This window comes from Acinetobacter sp. YH01006 (genome assembly GCF_013420445.1).
Taxonomy (GTDB): domain Bacteria; phylum Pseudomonadota; class Gammaproteobacteria; order Pseudomonadales; family Moraxellaceae; genus Acinetobacter; species Acinetobacter pseudolwoffii.
Genome location: NZ_VOYB01000003.1, coordinates 186493 through 204327, shown reverse-complemented (window position 1 = coordinate 204327; position 17835 = coordinate 186493). Strand labels below are relative to the sequence as shown.

The 17835-nt window shown below is 43.0% G+C and carries 19 protein-coding genes; 9 read left to right on the top strand and 10 right to left on the bottom strand.

The genetic code is table 11. The features are described from left to right. Nucleotides 1-51: 51 nt before the first annotated feature. Together FTT73_RS04075 and FTT73_RS04070 are read left to right on the top strand one after the other, a co-directional pair. Complete coding sequence (locus FTT73_RS04075) at nt 52-735, top strand: response regulator transcription factor (protein WP_005096728.1); 684 nt, start codon at nt 52-54, stop codon at nt 733-735. Next, a complete protein-coding gene (locus tag FTT73_RS04070; protein ID WP_180191042.1) occupies nt 735-2657 on the top strand; it encodes an ATP-binding protein in 1923 nt (640 codons plus the stop codon). The genes FTT73_RS04075 and FTT73_RS04070 overlap by 1 nt, the downstream gene beginning before the upstream one ends. A 58-nt stretch (nt 2658-2715) precedes the next feature. Here FTT73_RS04070 and FTT73_RS04065 read toward each other — a convergent pair whose 3' ends face one another. Genes FTT73_RS04065 through FTT73_RS04055 form a run of 3 tightly spaced genes read right to left on the bottom strand, consistent with a single transcriptional unit; the run spans nt 2716 to nt 4888 of the window. Then, on the bottom strand, nt 2716-3885 hold the full coding sequence (locus FTT73_RS04065) for a cupin domain-containing protein (RefSeq protein ID WP_100535003.1): 1170 nt from the start codon (nt 3883-3885) through the stop codon (nt 2716-2718). A gap of 26 nt (nt 3886-3911) precedes the next feature. Further along, on the bottom strand, nt 3912-4505 hold the full coding sequence (locus FTT73_RS04060; protein ID WP_074382848.1) for a nucleoside triphosphate pyrophosphatase: 594 nt from the start codon (nt 4503-4505) through the stop codon (nt 3912-3914). Next, nucleotides 4505-4888 (bottom strand): DUF2237 family protein, encoded by a 384-nt coding sequence (locus FTT73_RS04055; protein WP_005096732.1) that lies wholly within the window; start codon nt 4886-4888, stop codon nt 4505-4507. The genes FTT73_RS04060 and FTT73_RS04055 overlap by 1 nt, the downstream gene beginning before the upstream one ends. Before the next feature lie 139 nt (nt 4889-5027). Between FTT73_RS04055 and FTT73_RS04050 the strand changes: the two genes are divergently transcribed. From FTT73_RS04050 to FTT73_RS04035, 4 genes are all read left to right on the top strand, one after another. Continuing rightward, nucleotides 5028-6215 (top strand): phosphoglycerate kinase, encoded by a 1188-nt coding sequence (locus FTT73_RS04050; RefSeq protein ID WP_074382847.1) that lies wholly within the window; start codon nt 5028-5030, stop codon nt 6213-6215. Between the two features lie 154 nt (nt 6216-6369). Then, complete coding sequence (locus FTT73_RS04045; RefSeq protein WP_100535005.1) at nt 6370-6648, top strand: hypothetical protein; 279 nt, start codon at nt 6370-6372, stop codon at nt 6646-6648. A gap of 119 nt (nt 6649-6767) precedes the next feature. Continuing rightward, on the top strand, nt 6768-7808 hold the full coding sequence (gene fba / locus FTT73_RS04040; RefSeq protein WP_180077423.1) for a class II fructose-bisphosphate aldolase: 1041 nt from the start codon (nt 6768-6770) through the stop codon (nt 7806-7808). Between the two features lie 85 nt (nt 7809-7893). Next, entirely contained in the window at nt 7894-8748 is an 855-nt protein-coding gene (locus FTT73_RS04035) for a DMT family transporter (RefSeq protein WP_005096737.1), read from the top strand. Here the strand turns inward: FTT73_RS04035 and FTT73_RS16300 are convergent. Beyond that, nucleotides 8711-8938 (bottom strand): hypothetical protein, encoded by a 228-nt coding sequence (locus FTT73_RS16300; RefSeq protein WP_005096738.1) that lies wholly within the window; start codon nt 8936-8938, stop codon nt 8711-8713. The two genes, FTT73_RS04035 and FTT73_RS16300, sit on opposite strands and share 38 nt — an antisense overlap. A 106-nt stretch (nt 8939-9044) precedes the next feature. Continuing rightward, on the bottom strand, nt 9045-9698 hold the full coding sequence (nfsB, locus tag FTT73_RS04025; RefSeq protein ID WP_005096739.1) for an oxygen-insensitive NAD(P)H nitroreductase: 654 nt from the start codon (nt 9696-9698) through the stop codon (nt 9045-9047). Nucleotides 9699-10431: 733 nt separating this feature from the next. Here nfsB and FTT73_RS04020 point away from each other — a divergent pair. Then, complete coding sequence (locus FTT73_RS04020) at nt 10432-10650, top strand: hypothetical protein (protein WP_005096740.1); 219 nt, start codon at nt 10432-10434, stop codon at nt 10648-10650. Nucleotides 10651-10680: 30 nt separating this feature from the next. Here FTT73_RS04020 and FTT73_RS04015 read toward each other — a convergent pair whose 3' ends face one another. Further along, nucleotides 10681-11400 carry a UDP-2,3-diacylglucosamine diphosphatase gene (locus FTT73_RS04015; RefSeq protein WP_074382842.1) on the bottom strand — a complete coding sequence of 240 codons (720 nt, stop codon included), beginning with the start codon at nt 11398-11400 and terminating at the stop codon, nt 10681-10683. Between the two features lie 125 nt (nt 11401-11525). Further along, nucleotides 11526-12035, bottom strand: a complete 510-nt coding sequence (locus FTT73_RS04010) for a peptidylprolyl isomerase (RefSeq protein WP_005171140.1) — start codon at nt 12033-12035, stop codon at nt 11526-11528. Nucleotides 12036-12457: 422 nt separating this feature from the next. On the opposite strand from FTT73_RS04010, the gene FTT73_RS04005 reads away from it, so the two are divergent. Both FTT73_RS04005 and FTT73_RS04000 read left to right on the top strand, forming a co-directional pair. Next, nucleotides 12458-14185: a glutamine--tRNA ligase/YqeY domain fusion protein gene (locus tag FTT73_RS04005; RefSeq protein ID WP_005171137.1), complete on the top strand. Its 1728-nt coding sequence runs from the start codon at nt 12458-12460 to the stop codon at nt 14183-14185. A 68-nt stretch (nt 14186-14253) separates the two neighbouring features. Next, on the top strand, nt 14254-15165 hold the full coding sequence (locus tag FTT73_RS04000) for a bestrophin family protein (protein WP_005096746.1): 912 nt from the start codon (nt 14254-14256) through the stop codon (nt 15163-15165). An 82-nt stretch (nt 15166-15247) separates the two neighbouring features. Here the strand turns inward: FTT73_RS04000 and FTT73_RS03995 are convergent, their stop codons facing one another. The 3 genes from FTT73_RS03995 to trmA all read right to left on the bottom strand — a co-directional run bounded on the left by FTT73_RS03995 (nt 15248) and on the right by trmA (nt 17764). Beyond that, nucleotides 15248-15808: a lecithin retinol acyltransferase family protein gene (locus FTT73_RS03995; protein ID WP_034608524.1), complete on the bottom strand. Its 561-nt coding sequence runs from the start codon at nt 15806-15808 to the stop codon at nt 15248-15250. Nucleotides 15809-16213: 405 nt separating this feature from the next. Further along, nucleotides 16214-16438 (bottom strand): hypothetical protein, encoded by a 225-nt coding sequence (locus FTT73_RS03990; protein ID WP_005096749.1) that lies wholly within the window; start codon nt 16436-16438, stop codon nt 16214-16216. A 243-nt stretch (nt 16439-16681) separates the two neighbouring features. After that, nucleotides 16682-17764: a tRNA (uridine(54)-C5)-methyltransferase TrmA gene (trmA, locus tag FTT73_RS03985; RefSeq protein ID WP_005096751.1), complete on the bottom strand. Its 1083-nt coding sequence runs from the start codon at nt 17762-17764 to the stop codon at nt 16682-16684. Between the last annotated feature and the right edge of the window lie 71 nt (nt 17765-17835).

Sequence of the window (17835 nt, the reverse complement as noted above, 5' to 3'; positions counted from 1 at the left end):
TTATATTTTACTCTTCAAGGTGACATAACAATAAATATAAGGGGCGTGCTTATGACAGCACTAGAGGCAGTCTTGCCAGTACCTGTATTAATCGTTGAAGATGAGTATGTCATTCAACGACGTTTAAAAATTATATTAACCAATTTGGGCTATAGCGAAGATGTTCTGCTCTTTGCCAATAATCTTAAAGAAGCATATTTCATTTTAAAACAACAGCCGATTTCACTGGCATTGGTCGATTTGGGGCTGCCAGATGGGAGTGGGATTTCGATTATTGAAAAAATTCGCGAAAATGACGCACAAACTCTGATTTTGGTGGTTTCGGCCTGGAGTACGCAAAACAGTTTATTTACCGCAATTCAGGCGGGTGCCACCGGTTATGTATTAAAAGAACGCGATGATGTGGAGGTCACTTTGGCGATCCGCAGTATTTTACGGGGTGGCGCGCCAATTGATCCTTTTATTGCGCGGGAAATTCTCAAGCAGATTTCTATACCTGCTTCATCACCACCAGTCGAACGCAACCATTCGGATGCCGAGCAGGAAGTGCTGACCCATCGGGAAAAAGAAATTCTGTCACTGGTCGCACAAGGCCTGAGTAATCGAGAGATTGCCGAGCAACTTTGTGTGTCACGTTATACCGTCGAAAGTCATATCAAGCATATTTACCGGAAACTGTCCGTCAGTCGGCGTACCAAGGCAGTCAGTACCGCACGGCATTTAGGAATTCTGTGATGCATCCAGCTCGTTCTGGAAGCAGGCAGCGACAGAGATTGCAATGGATCGGTATTTTGCTCTTTTGCTGCTGGCTGTGTCTGTTAAGTGGTATGAGTCAGGCGCAAGACCATTTTCAGGTCAATGATCTCTGTGATGTAAAGATTGACTACATTCAAAAGGTTCAGGTGCAAAATCCTAGCCAGATGCCTGCATCTGGCTGGCAAAGTGTCAGTTTACCGGATAACTGGCAGCGTAACTGGAAAGATTATCATGGTGGGGCCTGGTATAAAATTGTTTGGAACTGGTCATGCCAAGACAATATTCGTCTTGCAGAACCGATTGCCTTTTCCATTGATTATATTAATTCGGCCGGCGCCGTGTTCCTGAATGGTGATTTACTCTGGTCAGATCAACACCTGCAAGAGCCATTGTCAAAAAGTTGGAATATGCCGCGTTACTGGATTTTGCCCATCAGTGGCTTAAACAAGGGCAGTAATGAAATTCTGGTTTATGTACAGGGTTATAGTTTTCAGAACGCCGGACTGGGTAAAATTGAATTTAATAATGTGCTGGTCAATAGCCAGAAGCATTTAGGCGAAATCTGGGATCGTCGCACGCTGTTTCAGATGAATATGATTTTCTCTGCAATGATTGGGATCATCTGCTTCATTGTCTGGCAATTTCGACGTTCAGAAACCACCTTTGGCTGGCTGGCACTCAGTTCATTCCTATGGATTCTGTTTATTTCCAATGTGCTGACCACAGAAAGCTTTCCATTTCGCTCCAGCATCGCGGCCAGCAAAGCCAATATGCTTTGTTTTATTGCCTATATCCACTGTTTTAGTCTGTATTTGATCCGCTTTTTAAAACAGAGATTTAAGTATGTGGAGCGGGGATTTATCCTGATCACGCTTTTATTTGCTCTGCTGATTGTGATGAGTTCCTTGGATTATCTGGGGCAGATACTGGGTACAGCATTTATTTTCTATGTGGGATTATTTATAAGCTGTATTATTTATGTGAGCTATCAGGCACTGAAAACCCGCAATGGGGAATATCTTTTCCTGATGCTGTGTCTGTGGGGGATTTTGTTATGTGTAATCGTAGATCTGATCATTTTAAGTCAAACGGCAATTAGTGATTTTTCACCTTTATCACCCTATACCTCACCGATTATTACCCTGTTTGTGGTGCTGATTATGGCCACGCGGTTGAATCGTAATGTCAGGAAAATCGAAAAATTTAATAGCCAGTTAGAACGTAAAGTCCAGCAGGTCGGTGCTGATCTGAATAAAAGCCTGAACGATAAACATCAACTGGAGCTGGATAATGTCCGCTTACAGGAGCGGATTAACTTATCGCATGAACTGCATGACGGGCTAGGAGGCTCGATTGTGCGCTCTATGATTCTGGTCGATCAGAGTACTGACAGCATTCCCAACCGACAGTTTCTTTCCATGCTGAAATTGCTCAGAGATGATCTCAGACAAATCATTGATAGTGGTTCGTCTATCGAAAATAAAGTACCGAAAACCCCGCTACTCTGGATTGCCCCGGTACGTTATCGTTTTACCCAGTTGCTGGAAGAGATAAATATTGAGGTTGAATGGTTATTTTCAAAAGTCTGGCAGCGTGAACCGACCGCATTGCAGTGTTTGACCCTGATTCGGGTGGTCGAAGAAAGTCTGACCAATATCATTAAGCACAGTCAGGCCAGTCAGGCGAAAGTCAGTCTGGAATATTTTCTGCCACATCAACTCACCTTAAGTATTCAGGACAATGGCGTTGGGTTTGATGCTGAAATAGTGCAAAAAAATGGTCTGAGTATTGGGATGCGCAGCATGAAAATGCGGGTCGAACGTATGGGAGGCGTGTTTCAGATTGAGTCTGAGAAAGGGCATACAGTGATTCAGGTCGTATTGGAGCTCTATCAACCCTAATCTTTGCAAATAAAAAGAGGATTATTTAATCCTCTTTTTATTTGGCTTTAGCTTAGAATTAGTCTTGTTCTGCTGGCGGAACCAGCATCAGTACCGCATCATTTAATAATGCCGCGACATCTTCCAGAATATCTTCATCAGCGAAGTTTTCATCGAGCAATATGGTTTCACCGTCTGCAAGCTGCTTGAGTTTTGTGGTAAATGCCTCAGAGATCTCAATCCCTTCACCATTGGCCCAGAACAGAACATCGCCGTCTGCTTCAGTGTAGAGCAGGCGTGAAGCCGGTTCGAGCATCAGGCTATAACCCTGATCCAGTGCTTCTTCCAGATCACCTGTACCGATTTCTTCTGCTTCTGGAAGGTTCTCTGGATATTTGGGTTCTGACATTAAAGTCATAATGGCATCTTCTAAAACATTCGAATTATGCAGTTGCTGCATGATCTGTTCTTTTAGATATTCCAGCTCATTGCCGCTGACTTCACCAATGGCTCCGACCTGGTCACGAATAATATCAACCAGTGGATTGCGTAAACTTTCATTCTCAGAAAATTTATCACCAACACGGTCCATCATATCGCTCACATTTGGCATACGGAAGCCAAAGGAAAAGGTTAGACAATCATCTTCTGCAACGCCGTAATGCGCCAAACCAGGTGGCACATACAGCAAGTCGCCAGGTGCCAGAACTTCGTCAAAATTCACCTCAATTTCAGGCAATAATTTCAGTGGCTGACCCGGAACCAATGCAGTTTCGGCATCACACATTTGTCCGAGCTGCCAGCGACGATGCCCGTAGCCTTGTACCAGAAAGACATCGTAAAAATCAAAGTGCTTTCCTACAGAGCCGCCTTGAGGTGCATAAGACACCATGATGTCATCGCGGCGCCATTGCGGAATAAACGGGAACTTTTTCCACATTTCCGACAGGTCAAATGAATAATGATCTACCGCCTGAACCAAAAGTGTCCACAGCTTGGGCATTTTCTGAAAATCAGCTTTAAGTAAAGGCGAAGATTTCACGCTCCACTGATTCGGATCGCGATCTTTTTGCTTGATTAAACGCGCAGTGACATGTTCCTCAAGCGCAAGTTCCATCACGTCATCAGGTTCAAGCAGATTGGCGATTTCAGGCATCGCATTACGCACCAGTAACGGTTTTTTTTGCCAGTATTCACTCAAAAATTGTTCAGCGGTGATTCCGCCTAAAACGTCTAAAGGTTGAGACATAGATTACAGCCTGAATTAAGGGGAGATTAAGGAACTAAAATTTTCAATTCACGAAGAATGTGACACAGCTTGATCATCGGCATGCCCATCAAAGTGGTCTGGTCTTGCCCGATCATTTTTTCAAACAGGCTGATGCCGAGGCTTTCACATTTGAAACTGCCGGCACAATGCAGTGGCTGTTCAATCGTGACATAGCGTTCAATTTCGGCTTTGGACAGTTTACGGAACTTGACTTTATAGTGCTCGACCAGCGTTCGTTCATAACCAGTAGCCTGCTGTTGCACACTGAGTGCAGTACTGAAATAGACAATCTTGTCCGAATTGGCCTGTAACTGGCGAATGGCTTTTTCAGGGGTTAAAGGTTTGCCAATAAAAATATCTGGTGCGCCTTCACGCCATGCCACCTGATCCGAACCAATCACAATCGCTTCAGGATTTTTCTCAGCAATATATTTGGCTTTCTCAAAAGCCAGACGCTTGGCCAAATCATCTGCGTGATTTTCACCGCGAGGAGATTCATCGATATCCGGTACTAGAGAAATATAATCAATATGCAGGCGATCCATCAACTCTTTACGGGTTTGGCTGGAGGATGCCAAAATAATCTGTACAGCATTCATTAGACAGCATATTCCTCAAGAATATTTAAAGGTACATAAGACAGCACCGCTTTATGGCAGGCTTGCAGCTTGATCGGGGGCGCTTGACCTGCTTCATAGGCTTCGACCCAGCGTGTCACGCAGAGGCACCAGAAATCACCGGGTTGCAGGCCAGGGAAGTCCAGCTCTGGCAAAGGTGTGATCAGGTCATTGCCCACTTTTTGCGAGAAATTGAGAAATTCCGACGTCATCTGCGCGCATACCGTATGCTGCCCCAGATCAGTGGTCGCAGTATGGCAAAAGCCATTGCGGAAATAACCGGTAATCGGATCGAAGCAGCAGCTTGATAAAGGCTCACCTAACACATTCAAACGGTTAAGATTTGGATCAGGATGTATCGACATAGGCACTGAATCTAAAAGAAGCTTTTTTCTATCATAACAAAACTTTGGCATTCAGAATGTTTTCTGCAAAAGATGCTAACCTTTTTCTGCATAATCATTTAAAATCGGCTGGTTTTAATATCTATAAAGTGAGCTCTACATGAACTTTCAGCGTATGACTGACCTCGATTTAGCAGGTAAACGTGTTCTGATCCGTGAAGATTTAAACGTTCCTGTTAAAAATGGTGTGATCACCAGCGATGCGCGTCTTCGTGCAGCATTGCCAACCATTCAAGCAGCAGTTGAAAAAGGCGCTGCAGTGATGGTGTATTCTCACCTTGGTCGTCCGGTTGAAGGTGAGCCTAAAGCTGAACAATCGCTTGCACCTGTAGCGGCTTACTTGACTGAAGCTTTGGGTCAAGACGTAAAATTATTTACCGACTACCTAGATGGCGTTGAGGTTCAGCCGGGTCAAGTTGTGTTACTTGAGAACTGCCGTTTTAACGTTGGTGAGAAGAAAAACAATCCTGAACTTGCTGCAAAATATGCAGCGCTGTGTGATGTATTCGTGATGGATGCATTCGGTACAGCGCACCGTGCAGAAGCATCGACTGAAGGCGTAGCGCGTCTTGCTAAAGTTGCAGCAGCAGGTCCTTTATTGGCAGCTGAACTTGATGCACTAGGCCGTGCACTTAAGACACCTGAAAAGCCAATGGTGGCAATTGTTGCGGGTTCTAAAGTATCGACTAAACTTGATGTATTGACTTCACTGTCTGACATCTGCGATCAATTGATCGTGGGTGGTGGTATTGCCAATACTTTCCTTGCTGCGGCAGGCTATAACGTTGGTAAGTCACTGTGTGAAAAAGATCTGATCGATACTGCAAAAGCCATTGCTGCAAAAGTATCAGTGCCACTTCCAACTGACGTTGTGGTTGCCGATGCTTCTGAAATCAACTTTGAAGATTTCCTGGGTTCATTGGCTGCTGCGAAAGCAACTGTGAAAAATGTTGCCGATGTTGCTGATAACGACATGATTCTGGATGTAGGTCCGGAAACTGCGAAAGCATTTGCAGAAATCCTGAAAACCTCTAAAACCATTCTCTGGAATGGCCCGGTGGGTGTGTTTGAAGTCGATCAATTCGGCGAAGGTACCAAAACTTTATCTTTAGCGATTGCTGAATCTGCCGGTTTCTCGATCGCGGGTGGTGGTGACACATTAGCTGCAATCGACAAGTACGAAGTAGCAGATAAAATTGGCTATATTTCTACGGGTGGTGGTGCATTCCTCGAATTCGTTGAAGGTAAAACCCTTCCTGCAGTTGCCGTACTCTTAGAACGTGCTTGATTGCATGTCCTAAGCTAAAAAAGCTGGCCAAGTGCCAGCTTTTTTATGTCATTTTTTTGACAATGAAAACTTACCCTTCATAGCTTCGTCATGAAAATGCAATAAATCTGTCATAAGATGCAGTCATTAAATCACCAAATGATGAGATCACGTGATGAAAAAACAGTTAACTTTGGCGGCTTTATTCGCTGCATCATTGGCACTGACTGCATGTGCGAAACAGGAAAATGCACCGGTCGCTGAAACAGAAAGCTCGGCAGCAGTAGCCAATGAGACTATAACGCCAGAGCAGCAAGCAGCCATTGATGCTATTGACCAGCCAGTTTTAGATGAAAAAAATACCGATATTCCAGCTGAAATTGCCAATGCGCCAGCAGATGAAGCAACTGCAGACCAGTCAGTTGCAGCGACTTCTGAGCCTGTAGCACCTTAATCCAGTGCATGTGAGACAAAATCCCTGCAAAAGCAGGGATTTTTTTTAAATAGTGTTATTTGTTGCTGAATTGAAACCTTTGAACATGTAGAATATGTGGCATTCACTGGGAGGATATTATGGCTCTTATTTCATTGCGCCAGCTCTTGGATCACGCCGGCGAACATGCTTACGGCGTACCAGCATTTAACGTAAACAACTTAGAACAAATGCGTGCAATTATGCTTGCAGCAGATGCAACCAATTCACCTGTTATCGTACAAGCATCTGCGGGTGCGCGTAAATATGCAGGCGCTCCGTTCTTGCGTCACCTGATTTTGGCTGCAATTGAAGAATGGCCACATATTCCAGTGGTAATGCACCAAGACCACGGAACCAGCCCTGACATTTGCCAACGTTCAATCCAGCTCGGCTTTTCATCAGTGATGATGGACGGCTCACTTGGTGAAGATGGCAAAACCCCAACTTCATACGAATACAACGTTGATGTGACTCGTCGTACGGTTCAAATGGCACATGCATGTGGCGTTTCTGTAGAAGGGGAGATCGGTTGTTTAGGTAGTCTTGAAACAGGTATGGCGGGTGAAGAAGATGGCGTGGGCGCAGAAGGCGTACTGGATCATTCTCAACTCCTGACTTCAGTTGAAGAAGCACGTAGTTTCGTTGCAGATACCAATGTGGATGCGCTGGCGATTGCTGTAGGTACTTCACACGGTGCGTACAAATTTACGCGTCCACCTACAGGCGATATTCTGGCGATTGACCGCATTAAAGAAATTCATGCGGCACTTCCAAATACGCATTTGGTTATGCACGGTTCAAGCTCTGTGCCACAAGAGTGGTTGGCAGTAATTAACCAGTATGGCGGCGACATCAAGGAAACTTATGGTGTTCCGGTTGAGCAGCTGGTTGAAGCGATCAAACATGGCGTGCGTAAAATCAACATCGATACTGACTTGCGTTTAGCATCTACAGGTGCAATGCGTCGTATGATGTCAGAAAAACCAAGCGAATTCGATCCTCGTAAATTCTTCAGCGCAACGGTTGATGCCATGAAGCAAATCTGTATCGATCGTTATGAAGCATTTGGTACTGCCGGTAATGCAGACAAGATTCGCCCAATTTCTTTAGAGAAAATGGTGTCGTACTATAATAAATAATTCCCAGTGAATCATTTATAGAAAAAGCCCACAGCGAATGTGGGCTTTTTTGTAGACTGATAAAGATCAAGAATAAGAGCAGCATATGGAACTGATTTTCGCAGCAGCGCTGTGTAGCGTTGTGGTCTCAATATTATTAAAAGTCGCCAAAAACAGAGGACTGAGTCCGATCCACATGATTAGCTGGAATTATGCCACCGCCAGCTTGTTGTGCTTTTTCTGGTTCAAGCCGGATATCCAGCATATTTCGCCAAGCCAGACACCATGGTTCCTCATTCTGGCATTGGGTATTTTGCTTCCGAGCGTATTTCTGTTGCTGGCCAAAGCCTTAGAAAGCGCTGGAATTTTAAAAACAGAAATCGCCCAGCGGCTTTCTGTAGTCTTGTCACTGGCGGCGGCTTATTTTATTTTTCAGGAACAGTTTAATCAGCTGAAAATACTCGGTATTGCCCTAGGTATTGGCGCAGTGCTGTGTATTTTATTTTCACATCGGCAAGGATCAGGACAGGGCAGTCAGGGCATGTTGTATCTGGGGCTGGTCTGGGTGGGTTATGCACTGATTGATGTATTATTAAAATATACAACCAGTTTAGGTTTGCAGTTCGCCGTTGCACTCAATCTGATGTTTATTTGCGCTCTGATCATGTCGATGGGCTATCTACTACTTAAATATAAAAGCTTGGGGTCGATACAGAATATCGGCGCTGGTCTGTTATTGGGTGTGCTGAATTTTGCCAATATTGCGTTTTATGTCAAAGCTCATATGCTGCTCAAGGATTCGCCGGCAATTGTCTTTGCTGGCATGAATATTCTGGTGGTGGTATTTGGAGTCATTGCAGGTCTGATGTTCTTTAAAGAGCGACTCAAACCTGCAAGTGCCGCGGGTTTACTGCTAGGTCTCACTAGTGTGATTTGCCTAGCTTATGCAATGTCTGTTTGACATAAGACGATGCAAATTCAATCGGATGTCGCAGCAGGTCGCCTGCCTCGGCCAGTCCAAGCAGTAAACCCGCCTGTTGGCAGTCAGGACAGTGCGGATAACGATGCTGTTGATCTTTATAGTGTTGGAGATAAATTTTATCGCAATGATGGCATGCAAATTTCAGGGATTTGGAGGTAAGGAGCGACATAGATGACCTCTATTGTTATTCTATTGGATGACAATTAAATAAAGCAAAAAATAGGCCCGAACTGATATGGAAAGGGGCGCCTGGCCCCTTTTATAGCATAAAATCCTTACAGTTTGGTGAAAATGTCTTCAGCAGGTAGACGTGATTTCGGCAGTTTGGCATTGAAGTCATTTTCACTGCGATAACCCAAAGTCAGCAAGACAGAGGGAATTAAACCCTGTTCTGCGAGTTGTAATTCTTCACTAATTATCTCTTCATCAAAGCCGCCAATTGGTGTGGCATCGACACCTTCAATTCCGGCAGCCAACAGCATCTGACCGAGCGCAATAAAGGTCTGATTTTCAGCCCAGCGCTGAATATCACCTTTTTCATTACGATAATAATGAATATAGCCTGCACGGGTATTTTTCTGGCCTTCTTTGGCCGATTCATCTTTAAAACGCCCGCTGAGATCGTCGCGATTCAGTAAGTTTTCCAGATGCAGCTCATTAATATCGGCTTTGGTGCAAAATAAAATAGTATGCGAAGAATCCAGAACTTTGGGTGCATTGTAGGCATAAGTACCGATCAAGGCTTTGGCAATGCGCTGTTTGGCGGCATCATGATCGGCAATAAAAAAATGCCAAGGCTGAATATTGATTGAGGAAGGTGCAAAACGCAAAACTTCTAATAAACGTTCAAACTGGGCTGCCGGGATTTTCTTGCTAGGATCATAGGCTTTGGTGGCATAGCGGGTCTGTGTGATCTTGAGTAAATCCATCAATGGACTCCAATTTTTTTAAATAAAATGAGGGTAGATGCTCTGGATCTATAAAATTTTTCAGATCTGGAGATTATTACAATAAAACAGCATCAGGCAAAGTCTGTTGTTTAATGATCTTGATATAGATTCAAGCAAAACTTAGTGTTGAATCAGATGAAAACCCGGTTTTTGTCTATTGGCATTTTTTAGCAAGAAGCGTGGAAGAGTAAGTATCGCCGGCAATGTGCAAATGGGGCAGTGAATGCGGTTTACAATTATTTTAAAGATAAACTGAAGACCTGGCAGCAAATCGCGTGGTGGATTGGACTGTAAAATGCCGGAAATGAATCTGAGTTAATAGGCTGTAGAGATTTTTATTTTCTATCAGGAATAATCTGGTTATTTAAATCCAAGTGAATGTTAATGAACCGCTACAAAGAGGAACAATTTGTACGAAAAACAGCTTAGAGAATAGCGCTGATAAAGTGTGCAAAATAATTATTTAAAAGAATAGGGTTAATCTTTATTTGTAATGACAATGTATGTTTGCTTTCTATTAAATAAGCATGTATACTTATAGATACTTCGAGCGGGTATAGTTCCCGCTTTTATTATTTCTAGCTAATTGTGATTCACTTTTGGTTCAAGCTTGAGCTTGAATAACATCTAGTAACTACAGAATTATTATACAAATTTGGTTTTCTTAATCTCTTTGTACAGTCACAAAAAGCTCATTTTATGAGTAAATATTTTGAATATATTAAATGAATGGCATACCGCTACAGCCGTAAATGGTGGCGAAATTAATGTTAAACTGGTTCCTTTAAAGCGTAAGCAAAACACTCAGGATGGTTTTATCTGGGTAGAAGTTGGAAAAATGATCCAGCTACAAACAGGTGAAGAAATTCTGTTTAACCTTGATGGTAAAAGTTTCTATACCGGTGTGAATAAGCTTTATCGTCTGTGCTAAGCAAACACATATCTTAAAAAAAGTGGCCGATTAATATCGCCACTTTTTTAGTTTTAGGGTCTCGAAATCTTGGTTTTCCTGAATTTCCAGTATCTCGGCACTGTCTTCCTTCCAGTCACCCAGTACGATTCTTTTTTTCTGACCTAGCGGATGAATGGCTGCGCGATGCGTATGGCCATGGATCAATACGTCAACGTCTTGTAATGCCAGCTCAACGGCCTGATCATTAACATCCATCACTTCATAGCTTTTAAACTGCTGCGCCTGATGACTTTGCTGACGAAAGCCATTGGCTAATTTTTTACGGAAAGACAGCGGTGTACGCTTTAATAAGCCTAGCAGAAGTGGATGCCGGATAATCTTTTTAAAGCGCTGATAAGCGATGTCATCGGTACACAGTGCATCACCATGTTCCAGGCGAAAACGTGTTCTTGCAATGTTCAGTTGGTCTATCTCAGGAAGCAGCTTTCCGCCAAATTGAGCTAAAAACTTGCTGCCGAGAACAAAATCCCGGTTGCCTGCCTGAAAATATACCTGATTGCCAGCCTGAATAAACTGTTTTAAGGCAGTGATAATTTCGTCCAGCCATGGGGCTGTATAGTCATCACCGATCCAGGCATTGAACCAGTCACCCAAAATATACAATCGGGTATTTTGATCTTGATATTCGGTCAATAAATCTAAAAACCCCCGAACAAGTCGAGGGTGATCAGGTGACAAATGTAAATCTGAGATAAACAGATAGGTCACGAATCTTTTCCTTATTTTTTAATCCCACCTAACCTCCCTTACTTGTACTTCATTTAAAGCAGTGCTTTAAATTTTATTCAGGAAGGAAAGTCCCTCTTTTTTAAAGAGGGATTTAGGGAGATTAATTATTCAGAAATGATTTTTGCAGACTCAATAACCACATTTTCTAGTGGAACATCAGCGTGGTAGCCACGGTTGCCAGTACGAACGCCTTTAATTTCGTTGACAATGTCCATGCCGTCAGTCACTTTACCAAATACTGCATAACCCCAACCTTGTGCTGTTTTACCAGAATGGTTGAGGAATGCGTTGTTGCCAACGTTAATGAAGAATTGAGCAGATGCAGAATGTGGAGCTTGCGTACGCGCCATGGCAATTGTGCCCAAATCGTTAGTTAAGCCATTGTCTGCTTCATTTTCGATTGCATCACGGGTCGCTTTTTCTTTGAAGTTTTCATCCATACCACCACCCTGGATCATGAAACCATCAATCACACGGTGGAAAATTACGCCGTCATAAAAACCGTCACGCACATATTCTAAAAAGTTAGCCACTGTTTTAGGTGCTTTTTCAGCATTGAGTTCAAGAACAATACGACCTTTATTGGTGTTTAATTCGACTTGAGGAAAACTCATTGTGTAATCTCCTAATCATGGACGAGTGCCATGGTTTTTTCTGAATGAGTGAAGCATAAGCAAACTACAATCGACTAGGCAAGTAAAAACATTATTTTCTTTGTTAAAAGCATAAAAATAGTACCTTATTTATACGTTGATTTATCAAGGCATTTCAGATATTGCCCTATCAGGCACCCTATTTTGAATTGGCGTAAATTAATGATTTTACTGCTTGTACAGGCACTGATATTTTAGTTTCAGGCAACTCGCCGTATTTTCATTTTTTAAAATGGGTGAATTGAAATCAAATACCATAGTTAGCGGTTGAGAGATTATTCACCTCTAGTTAAACTAAGGAACTTTGATAATGAATATGCGTACAACCTGTGCGATTAAATATTCGTTAATCCCTTTTTAACTTTAGAAGTGAATGATTGATCATGAAGCCAAATGATGTTGTGACATCTCTGCCCGAGAACCCGACCCAAAAGAACAATGCAGTCGATTCAGTGCAGCAGCAAGAACAACAACCGGGCTTGGACTTTGTACGTCAGGTCATTACGGATGATTTAGCCGCTGGTCGTACCCAACAGATCGTCACGCGTTTTCCGCCTGAGCCAAATGGCTACTTACATATTGGCCATGTGAAAGCAATTTGCTTGAACTTTGGGATTGCTGAAGAATTCCAGGGGGTGTGTAATCTTCGTTTTGATGATACCAATCCGGATGCTGAAGAACAGGAATATGTTGATGGTATTGCCAATGATGTGAAATGGTTGGGCTTCCAGTGGGAGGGCGAGCCGCGCTATGCATCGAGCTATTTTGATCAACTTTATACATGGGCGGTTCAGCTGATTGAACAGGGTGATGCCTATGTGGATTTACAAAGCCCCGAAGACATCCGTTTAAACCGCGGTAATTTTGTCGAGCCGGGTAAGAACTCGCCACAACGTGATGCAACTGTTGCAGAGAATCTGGAACGTTTTGAGAAGATGCGTAGCGGCGAATATGCTGAAGGTCAGGCTGTTTTACGCGCTAAAATCGATATGACCTCACCGAACGTACATATGCGTGATCCGATCTTGTATCGTATTTTGCATTCAGCGCACCATCAGACGGGCGATACATGGAAAATTTATCCAATGTACGACTATGCGCATCCATTGTCTGATGCGATTGAAGGCATTACCCACTCGCTTTGTACATTAGAGTTCCAGGATCACCGTCCGTTCTATGACTGGGTGGTGGCAAAGGTTAAATCACCATCTGTGCCACGTCAGTACGAATCTAGCCGTTTGAATGTGGATTACACTATCACCTCGAAACGTAAATTACGTAAACTGGTTGAAGGTGCTCATGTGAATGGTTGGGACGATCCACGTATGCCAACTGTAGTCGGTATGCGTCGCCGTGGTTTTACACCTGAAGGTCTGCGTGATTTCTGCCAGCGTGTCGGTGTATCGAAAGTGGATGGTAGTATTGTCGATGTCGCGATGCTGGAATATTGCATCCGCCAGTCTCTGGAAAATACCGCAGCGCGTGGTATGGCCGTGTTAAATCCACTGAAAGTGACCTTAAGCAACTTGCCAGCCGATATGGATCTGACCCATTCACGTCATCCGAACGTGGACATGGGCGAACGCGTGATTCCTTTAACCACTGAGCTGTTTATTGACCGTAAAGACTTTGAGGAAGAACCACCAAAAGGCTTTAAACGTCTGATTCCAGGTGGTGAAGTACGTTTACGTCATGCCTATGTGATCAAATGTGATGAAGTCATTAAAGATGAAAATGGTGAAGTGGTTGAGCTGAAATGTTCGATTGATCCTGAAACTTTGGGTAAGAACCCTGAAGGCCGCAAGGTGAAAGGCGTGGTTCACTGGGTATCTGCGACTAAAGGTGTGCCTGCCGAAGTCCGTATTTATGAACGTCTGTTCACTGAGTCGGATCCTGAAGTGGGTGATGACTTCCTGGCCAACCTGAACCCTGAATCATTAAAGGTGGTTCAAGCCGTGATTGAGCCGGCATTGGCGCAAGCTCAACCGGAAGATCGCTTCCAGTTTGAGCGTGAAGGTTACTTCGTTGCCGATCAATACGATCATAATAGCAAGAAACCAGTATTTAACCGTATTCTTGACTTGAAAGACAGTTTCAAGCCAGGCAAATAATCAGGTTTAAATCAGATATTAAAAGCCCAACTTCGGTTGGGCTTTTTCAATACAGCAGGGAAAATGCCATGATTGTGCGTGATAAAAACAATAGTATCGGTTTACTGTTTGCCTGGCAGGGCACAATTTTGCCTAAGGTATTGCCGGCTTTAGTCTTGGTGGTCTTTATTTCCGGCCTACTGGTCTATTTGAGTCAGGCACATTTTGTGAATCTTCCTGCCGTACCCGCAATCGGCTTTACCATTTTTGGTGTGATTCTTTCGATCTTTCTCAGCTTTAGAAATACGGCATGTTATGAGCGCTGGTGGGAAGGGCGCAAGCTCTGGGGAGCGCTAATCGCCACCACACGTCATTTATGCCGGGACAGCCATGTGCTGGATGATCAGACCCGCGAGGTCTTGTTATATCGCATGATGCTGTTTAGCCATCTGTTGCGTGACCGGCTCAGACAGCAAGTACAAAGTATTCAGCATTACCAAACAACCACGCATTTTGAAAATATGGCATTCGATCAGTTGCTCGTGCAAATCAATCCTTCACAATGGGTGCTGGAACAGATGCAAAAGGAGTTGGTTCAGCAATATAAGCAGGGCAACATCAGCGATATTATTTATAACAATTTGAATCAGCATACTGTGGCCTTGGGCAATATTCAGGCCGGTTGTGACCGGATACTGTCGACGCCATTGCCATTTTCTTATTCGGTACTGTTACATCGTGCAGTGTATTCGTTCTGTTTTATTTTACCTTTTAGTTTGCAGGCCAATCTGGGCCTGTGGACGCCGATTCTGGTCGGGTTGATTGCTTATATGCTCTTAGGCCTAGATGAGCTCAGTGCTGAGCTAGAAGAGCCTTTTGGGCTACAGGATAATGATCTGCCACTCGATTCAATGGTACGACTGGTAGAACGGGAAACCTTAAGCTCTTTGGGTAAAGGTTTACCTGAAGCGATTCAGGCCAAAAAAGGTTATTTAACCTGATCTGTTCCTTTTAATATCAAAGTTTAAACCCGAACTCAAAATTTCTTACTAACAAAAAATCATCGGCAGGCTGAGCTTTAAATTAACGATGTTTAAGATTAGTCAGGTCTGACACTTTCGTTTTAGCCTGATCTTGCAATTCACGGTATTGTTGCAAACGCAGATTGGCTTTATCTCTAAGCTTCTTCTTGATGTACAAGGCCAAGGCAAAACTCGTCGTGGTCAGGGTCAGGAACATGCTGTTCATGAAGCTCATCATCGAGCTGATATAACCAATCGTGGTCAGGCGATTCATCATATAGATCACTTGCGGGCTGCTTTCTACGCCAGTAATCGCCCAAGTACACAGATGTTCGCAATTATTGATAATTAAATGATAATTATTTTCATGCATTCTGGAACGCATGCGACGCACAACTTTACGGCCTTTATATTTCGCCGAGTCATAATGTTGCACATGAATCGCTTTGCCATGACTGAATTTTTCAATAGAGGTTATTTCAATGGGGCGTTTCTTAAATAAATGTGCAAAGCCCGAATAATGAATAACACGACCACGTCCAGCGTATATCCCATGATGGGTATAACCGAAATGTTTAACCATAAGATGTGCTCCTATGGGAAACCGTTTAGTCTGTTGCATATCAGAATTAAGCCATTTAAAAAAGCATTGTAGTTTAATAGCAAGTGTACTGCCTTTTGCTAAATTAATCGACGCTTTGCTTGAGTTTAGGCAGACAAGCAATAGGCGTATGCAGCAAGTGACTTGATCACCTGTATGGCAGAATTCAGATGAACATCTGTTCAGCAACACCCATAAATAGCCTAAGCTAACTTTTACATTTCAATAAAATCAGAAAAAGTGAGAGGAAGAAGTGTTCAGATTTATTACCAATTACTCAATAGAAGGCAGAAGGTTGTGTAGTCGGATTTATACAATTGAACTCTCTAAGTTTGGTTCTTCTTCAATGTAATTAAAGCGACAGATATAAAAAAAAGCACCTGGTTACACAAGTGCTTTTTTTGATCAGGCTAGAGCCTTTGCCGATTACTGCAAGGGCAAGTGTTGAAGTTCATTCAGTTCCTTACGACTATAGCCGCGTGATACAAGAACCTTTTTGATTCCGATGATGATCTCTTCATCAGTTGCTTTAGACAAAGCTTCAAGAAGCTGTTCATTTGTCTTGAAAGAGCAATCATTTTCTACACAAGCAATCTGATTCTTGTGTTCATTGTGTTGTTCCACAGAAAACAACTTTTGCCAAAAACTCATAGAGCCTTCATACAACAACCTAACATAGAGTGAAATATAGCCAATTAAATAAATAAAGCAATAGGACCTATGTGATAAAAGCAGCAGTTGGTCTTTAAAATTTCCGATTGAAGCTCAAAGAGCTAACGATATTTTTAGCTTTACAAATGATAATTTGTTATTAAGTTAATGATTTAAGATATAAAAAAAGGAATTTCGAAAAACTCCTTTTTTGTAACAAGAAAATAAATTGAAACAAATTCTTTATCTTCTTTCTAACAATACGCCCGTTTCTACATGGTGTGTATATGGAAATTGATCAAACATAGCGAATTTGCTGATTTTATGGGTTTGAGACAACTGTTTCAGATTGTCATGCAATGTGTCTGGATTGCAAGAAATGTAAATAATGCGTTGGAAGCGCTGTAATAGTTTAAGCGTTTCATCATCAATACCGGCACGCGGTGGATCGACAAATACCGTATCAAAGTCATAAGTCGCAAGATCAATATTGGCTTCTTGCAGGCGGCGGAACACACGCTCGCCGTTGTAAGCTTGGGTGAACTCTTCTGCAGAAAGACGCGCGACCTGAATGTTCTCAATCTGGTTTTGCTCAATATTCCACTCAGCCGCATAGACTGAAGATTTGGCTAACTCGGTTGCCAGAACACGGCGGAACTTGGTCGAGAGTGGCAGGGTAAAGTTACCATTACCACAATATAATTCCAGCAAATCTTGATCAGATTGCTCTGCCGCATCACATGCCCATTCCAGCATGTTTTGGCAGACTTGGGCATTCGGCTGGGTAAAGCTGCTTTCGATCTGTTTGTATTGATAGGTACGATCAAAAACAGAAAGTTCTTCCACCACATATTCATCAGACAGGACAAACTTCTGTCCACGGCTGCGGCCAATTAACTTGATATTTAACTGTTCTGCCAGTGCTTTGGCTGCCGGTTCCCAGCTTTCATCCAATTTACGATGATAAATCAGAGAAACCAGAACCTGACCACTTAAGGTCGCCAGAAAATGTACTTCAAACAGACGTGTCGATAATACTGGATCTGCTTTGAGCGCTTGCAGTAATTTAGGCATCAACTGATTGATACTGAGGTCTGCAACCGGAAATTCATCAATGCGGATGACTTTTTTCTGTTGATCTTCATTGCGCTCGAACATGGCATAGAACATGTCATCCTCAGTATGCCAGATCCGAAATTCAGCACGCATGCGGAAATATTTTTCAGGAGACTGGAATACTTCGAGGGCAGGTGGTTGATATTCGGCAAACTGAGCGCTGATGCGTTCAATTTTGGCATCGAGTTGTTGCTGATAAGATGAAGTCATATGCAGTAAGAAGTCGCAAATATTTTAAAGCGCAAATGGTAGCAAATAATTGCTGATCTGCCTAAGCCTAT

Bases quoted from the DNA above. Each gene is read 5' to 3' on its own strand.
- FTT73_RS04060 (WP_074382848.1), bottom strand. From the start codon at position 4,505: ATGAATGCTGTACAGATTATTTTGGCATCCTCCAGCCAAACCCGTAAA.
- FTT73_RS16300 (WP_005096738.1), bottom strand. From the start codon at position 8,938: ATGTCGCTCCTTACCTCCAAATCCCTGAAATTTGCATGCCATCATTGC.
- FTT73_RS04075 (WP_005096728.1), top strand. From the start codon at position 52: ATGACAGCACTAGAGGCAGTCTTGCCAGTACCTGTATTAATCGTTGAA.
- FTT73_RS04000 (WP_005096746.1), top strand. From the start codon at position 14,254: ATGATTGTGCGTGATAAAAACAATAGTATCGGTTTACTGTTTGCCTGG.
- FTT73_RS04070 (WP_180191042.1), top strand. From the start codon at position 735: ATGCATCCAGCTCGTTCTGGAAGCAGGCAGCGACAGAGATTGCAATGG.
- FTT73_RS03990 (WP_005096749.1), bottom strand. From the start codon at position 16,438: ATGAGTTTTTGGCAAAAGTTGTTTTCTGTGGAACAACACAATGAACAC.
- fba (WP_180077423.1), top strand. From the start codon at position 6,768: ATGGCTCTTATTTCATTGCGCCAGCTCTTGGATCACGCCGGCGAACAT.
- FTT73_RS04005 (WP_005171137.1), top strand. From the start codon at position 12,458: ATGAAGCCAAATGATGTTGTGACATCTCTGCCCGAGAACCCGACCCAA.
- FTT73_RS04050 (WP_074382847.1), top strand. From the start codon at position 5,028: ATGAACTTTCAGCGTATGACTGACCTCGATTTAGCAGGTAAACGTGTT.
- FTT73_RS04055 (WP_005096732.1), bottom strand. From the start codon at position 4,888: ATGTCGATACATCCTGATCCAAATCTTAACCGTTTGAATGTGTTAGGT.
- FTT73_RS04010 (WP_005171140.1), bottom strand. From the start codon at position 12,035: ATGAGTTTTCCTCAAGTCGAATTAAACACCAATAAAGGTCGTATTGTT.
- nfsB (WP_005096739.1), bottom strand. From the start codon at position 9,698: ATGGATTTACTCAAGATCACACAGACCCGCTATGCCACCAAAGCCTAT.
- FTT73_RS03995 (WP_034608524.1), bottom strand. From the start codon at position 15,808: ATGCAACAGACTAAACGGTTTCCCATAGGAGCACATCTTATGGTTAAA.
- FTT73_RS04065 (WP_100535003.1), bottom strand. From the start codon at position 3,885: ATGTCTCAACCTTTAGACGTTTTAGGCGGAATCACCGCTGAACAATTT.
- FTT73_RS04045 (WP_100535005.1), top strand. From the start codon at position 6,370: ATGAAAAAACAGTTAACTTTGGCGGCTTTATTCGCTGCATCATTGGCA.
- trmA (WP_005096751.1), bottom strand. From the start codon at position 17,764: ATGACTTCATCTTATCAGCAACAACTCGATGCCAAAATTGAACGCATC.
- FTT73_RS04035 (WP_005096737.1), top strand. From the start codon at position 7,894: ATGGAACTGATTTTCGCAGCAGCGCTGTGTAGCGTTGTGGTCTCAATA.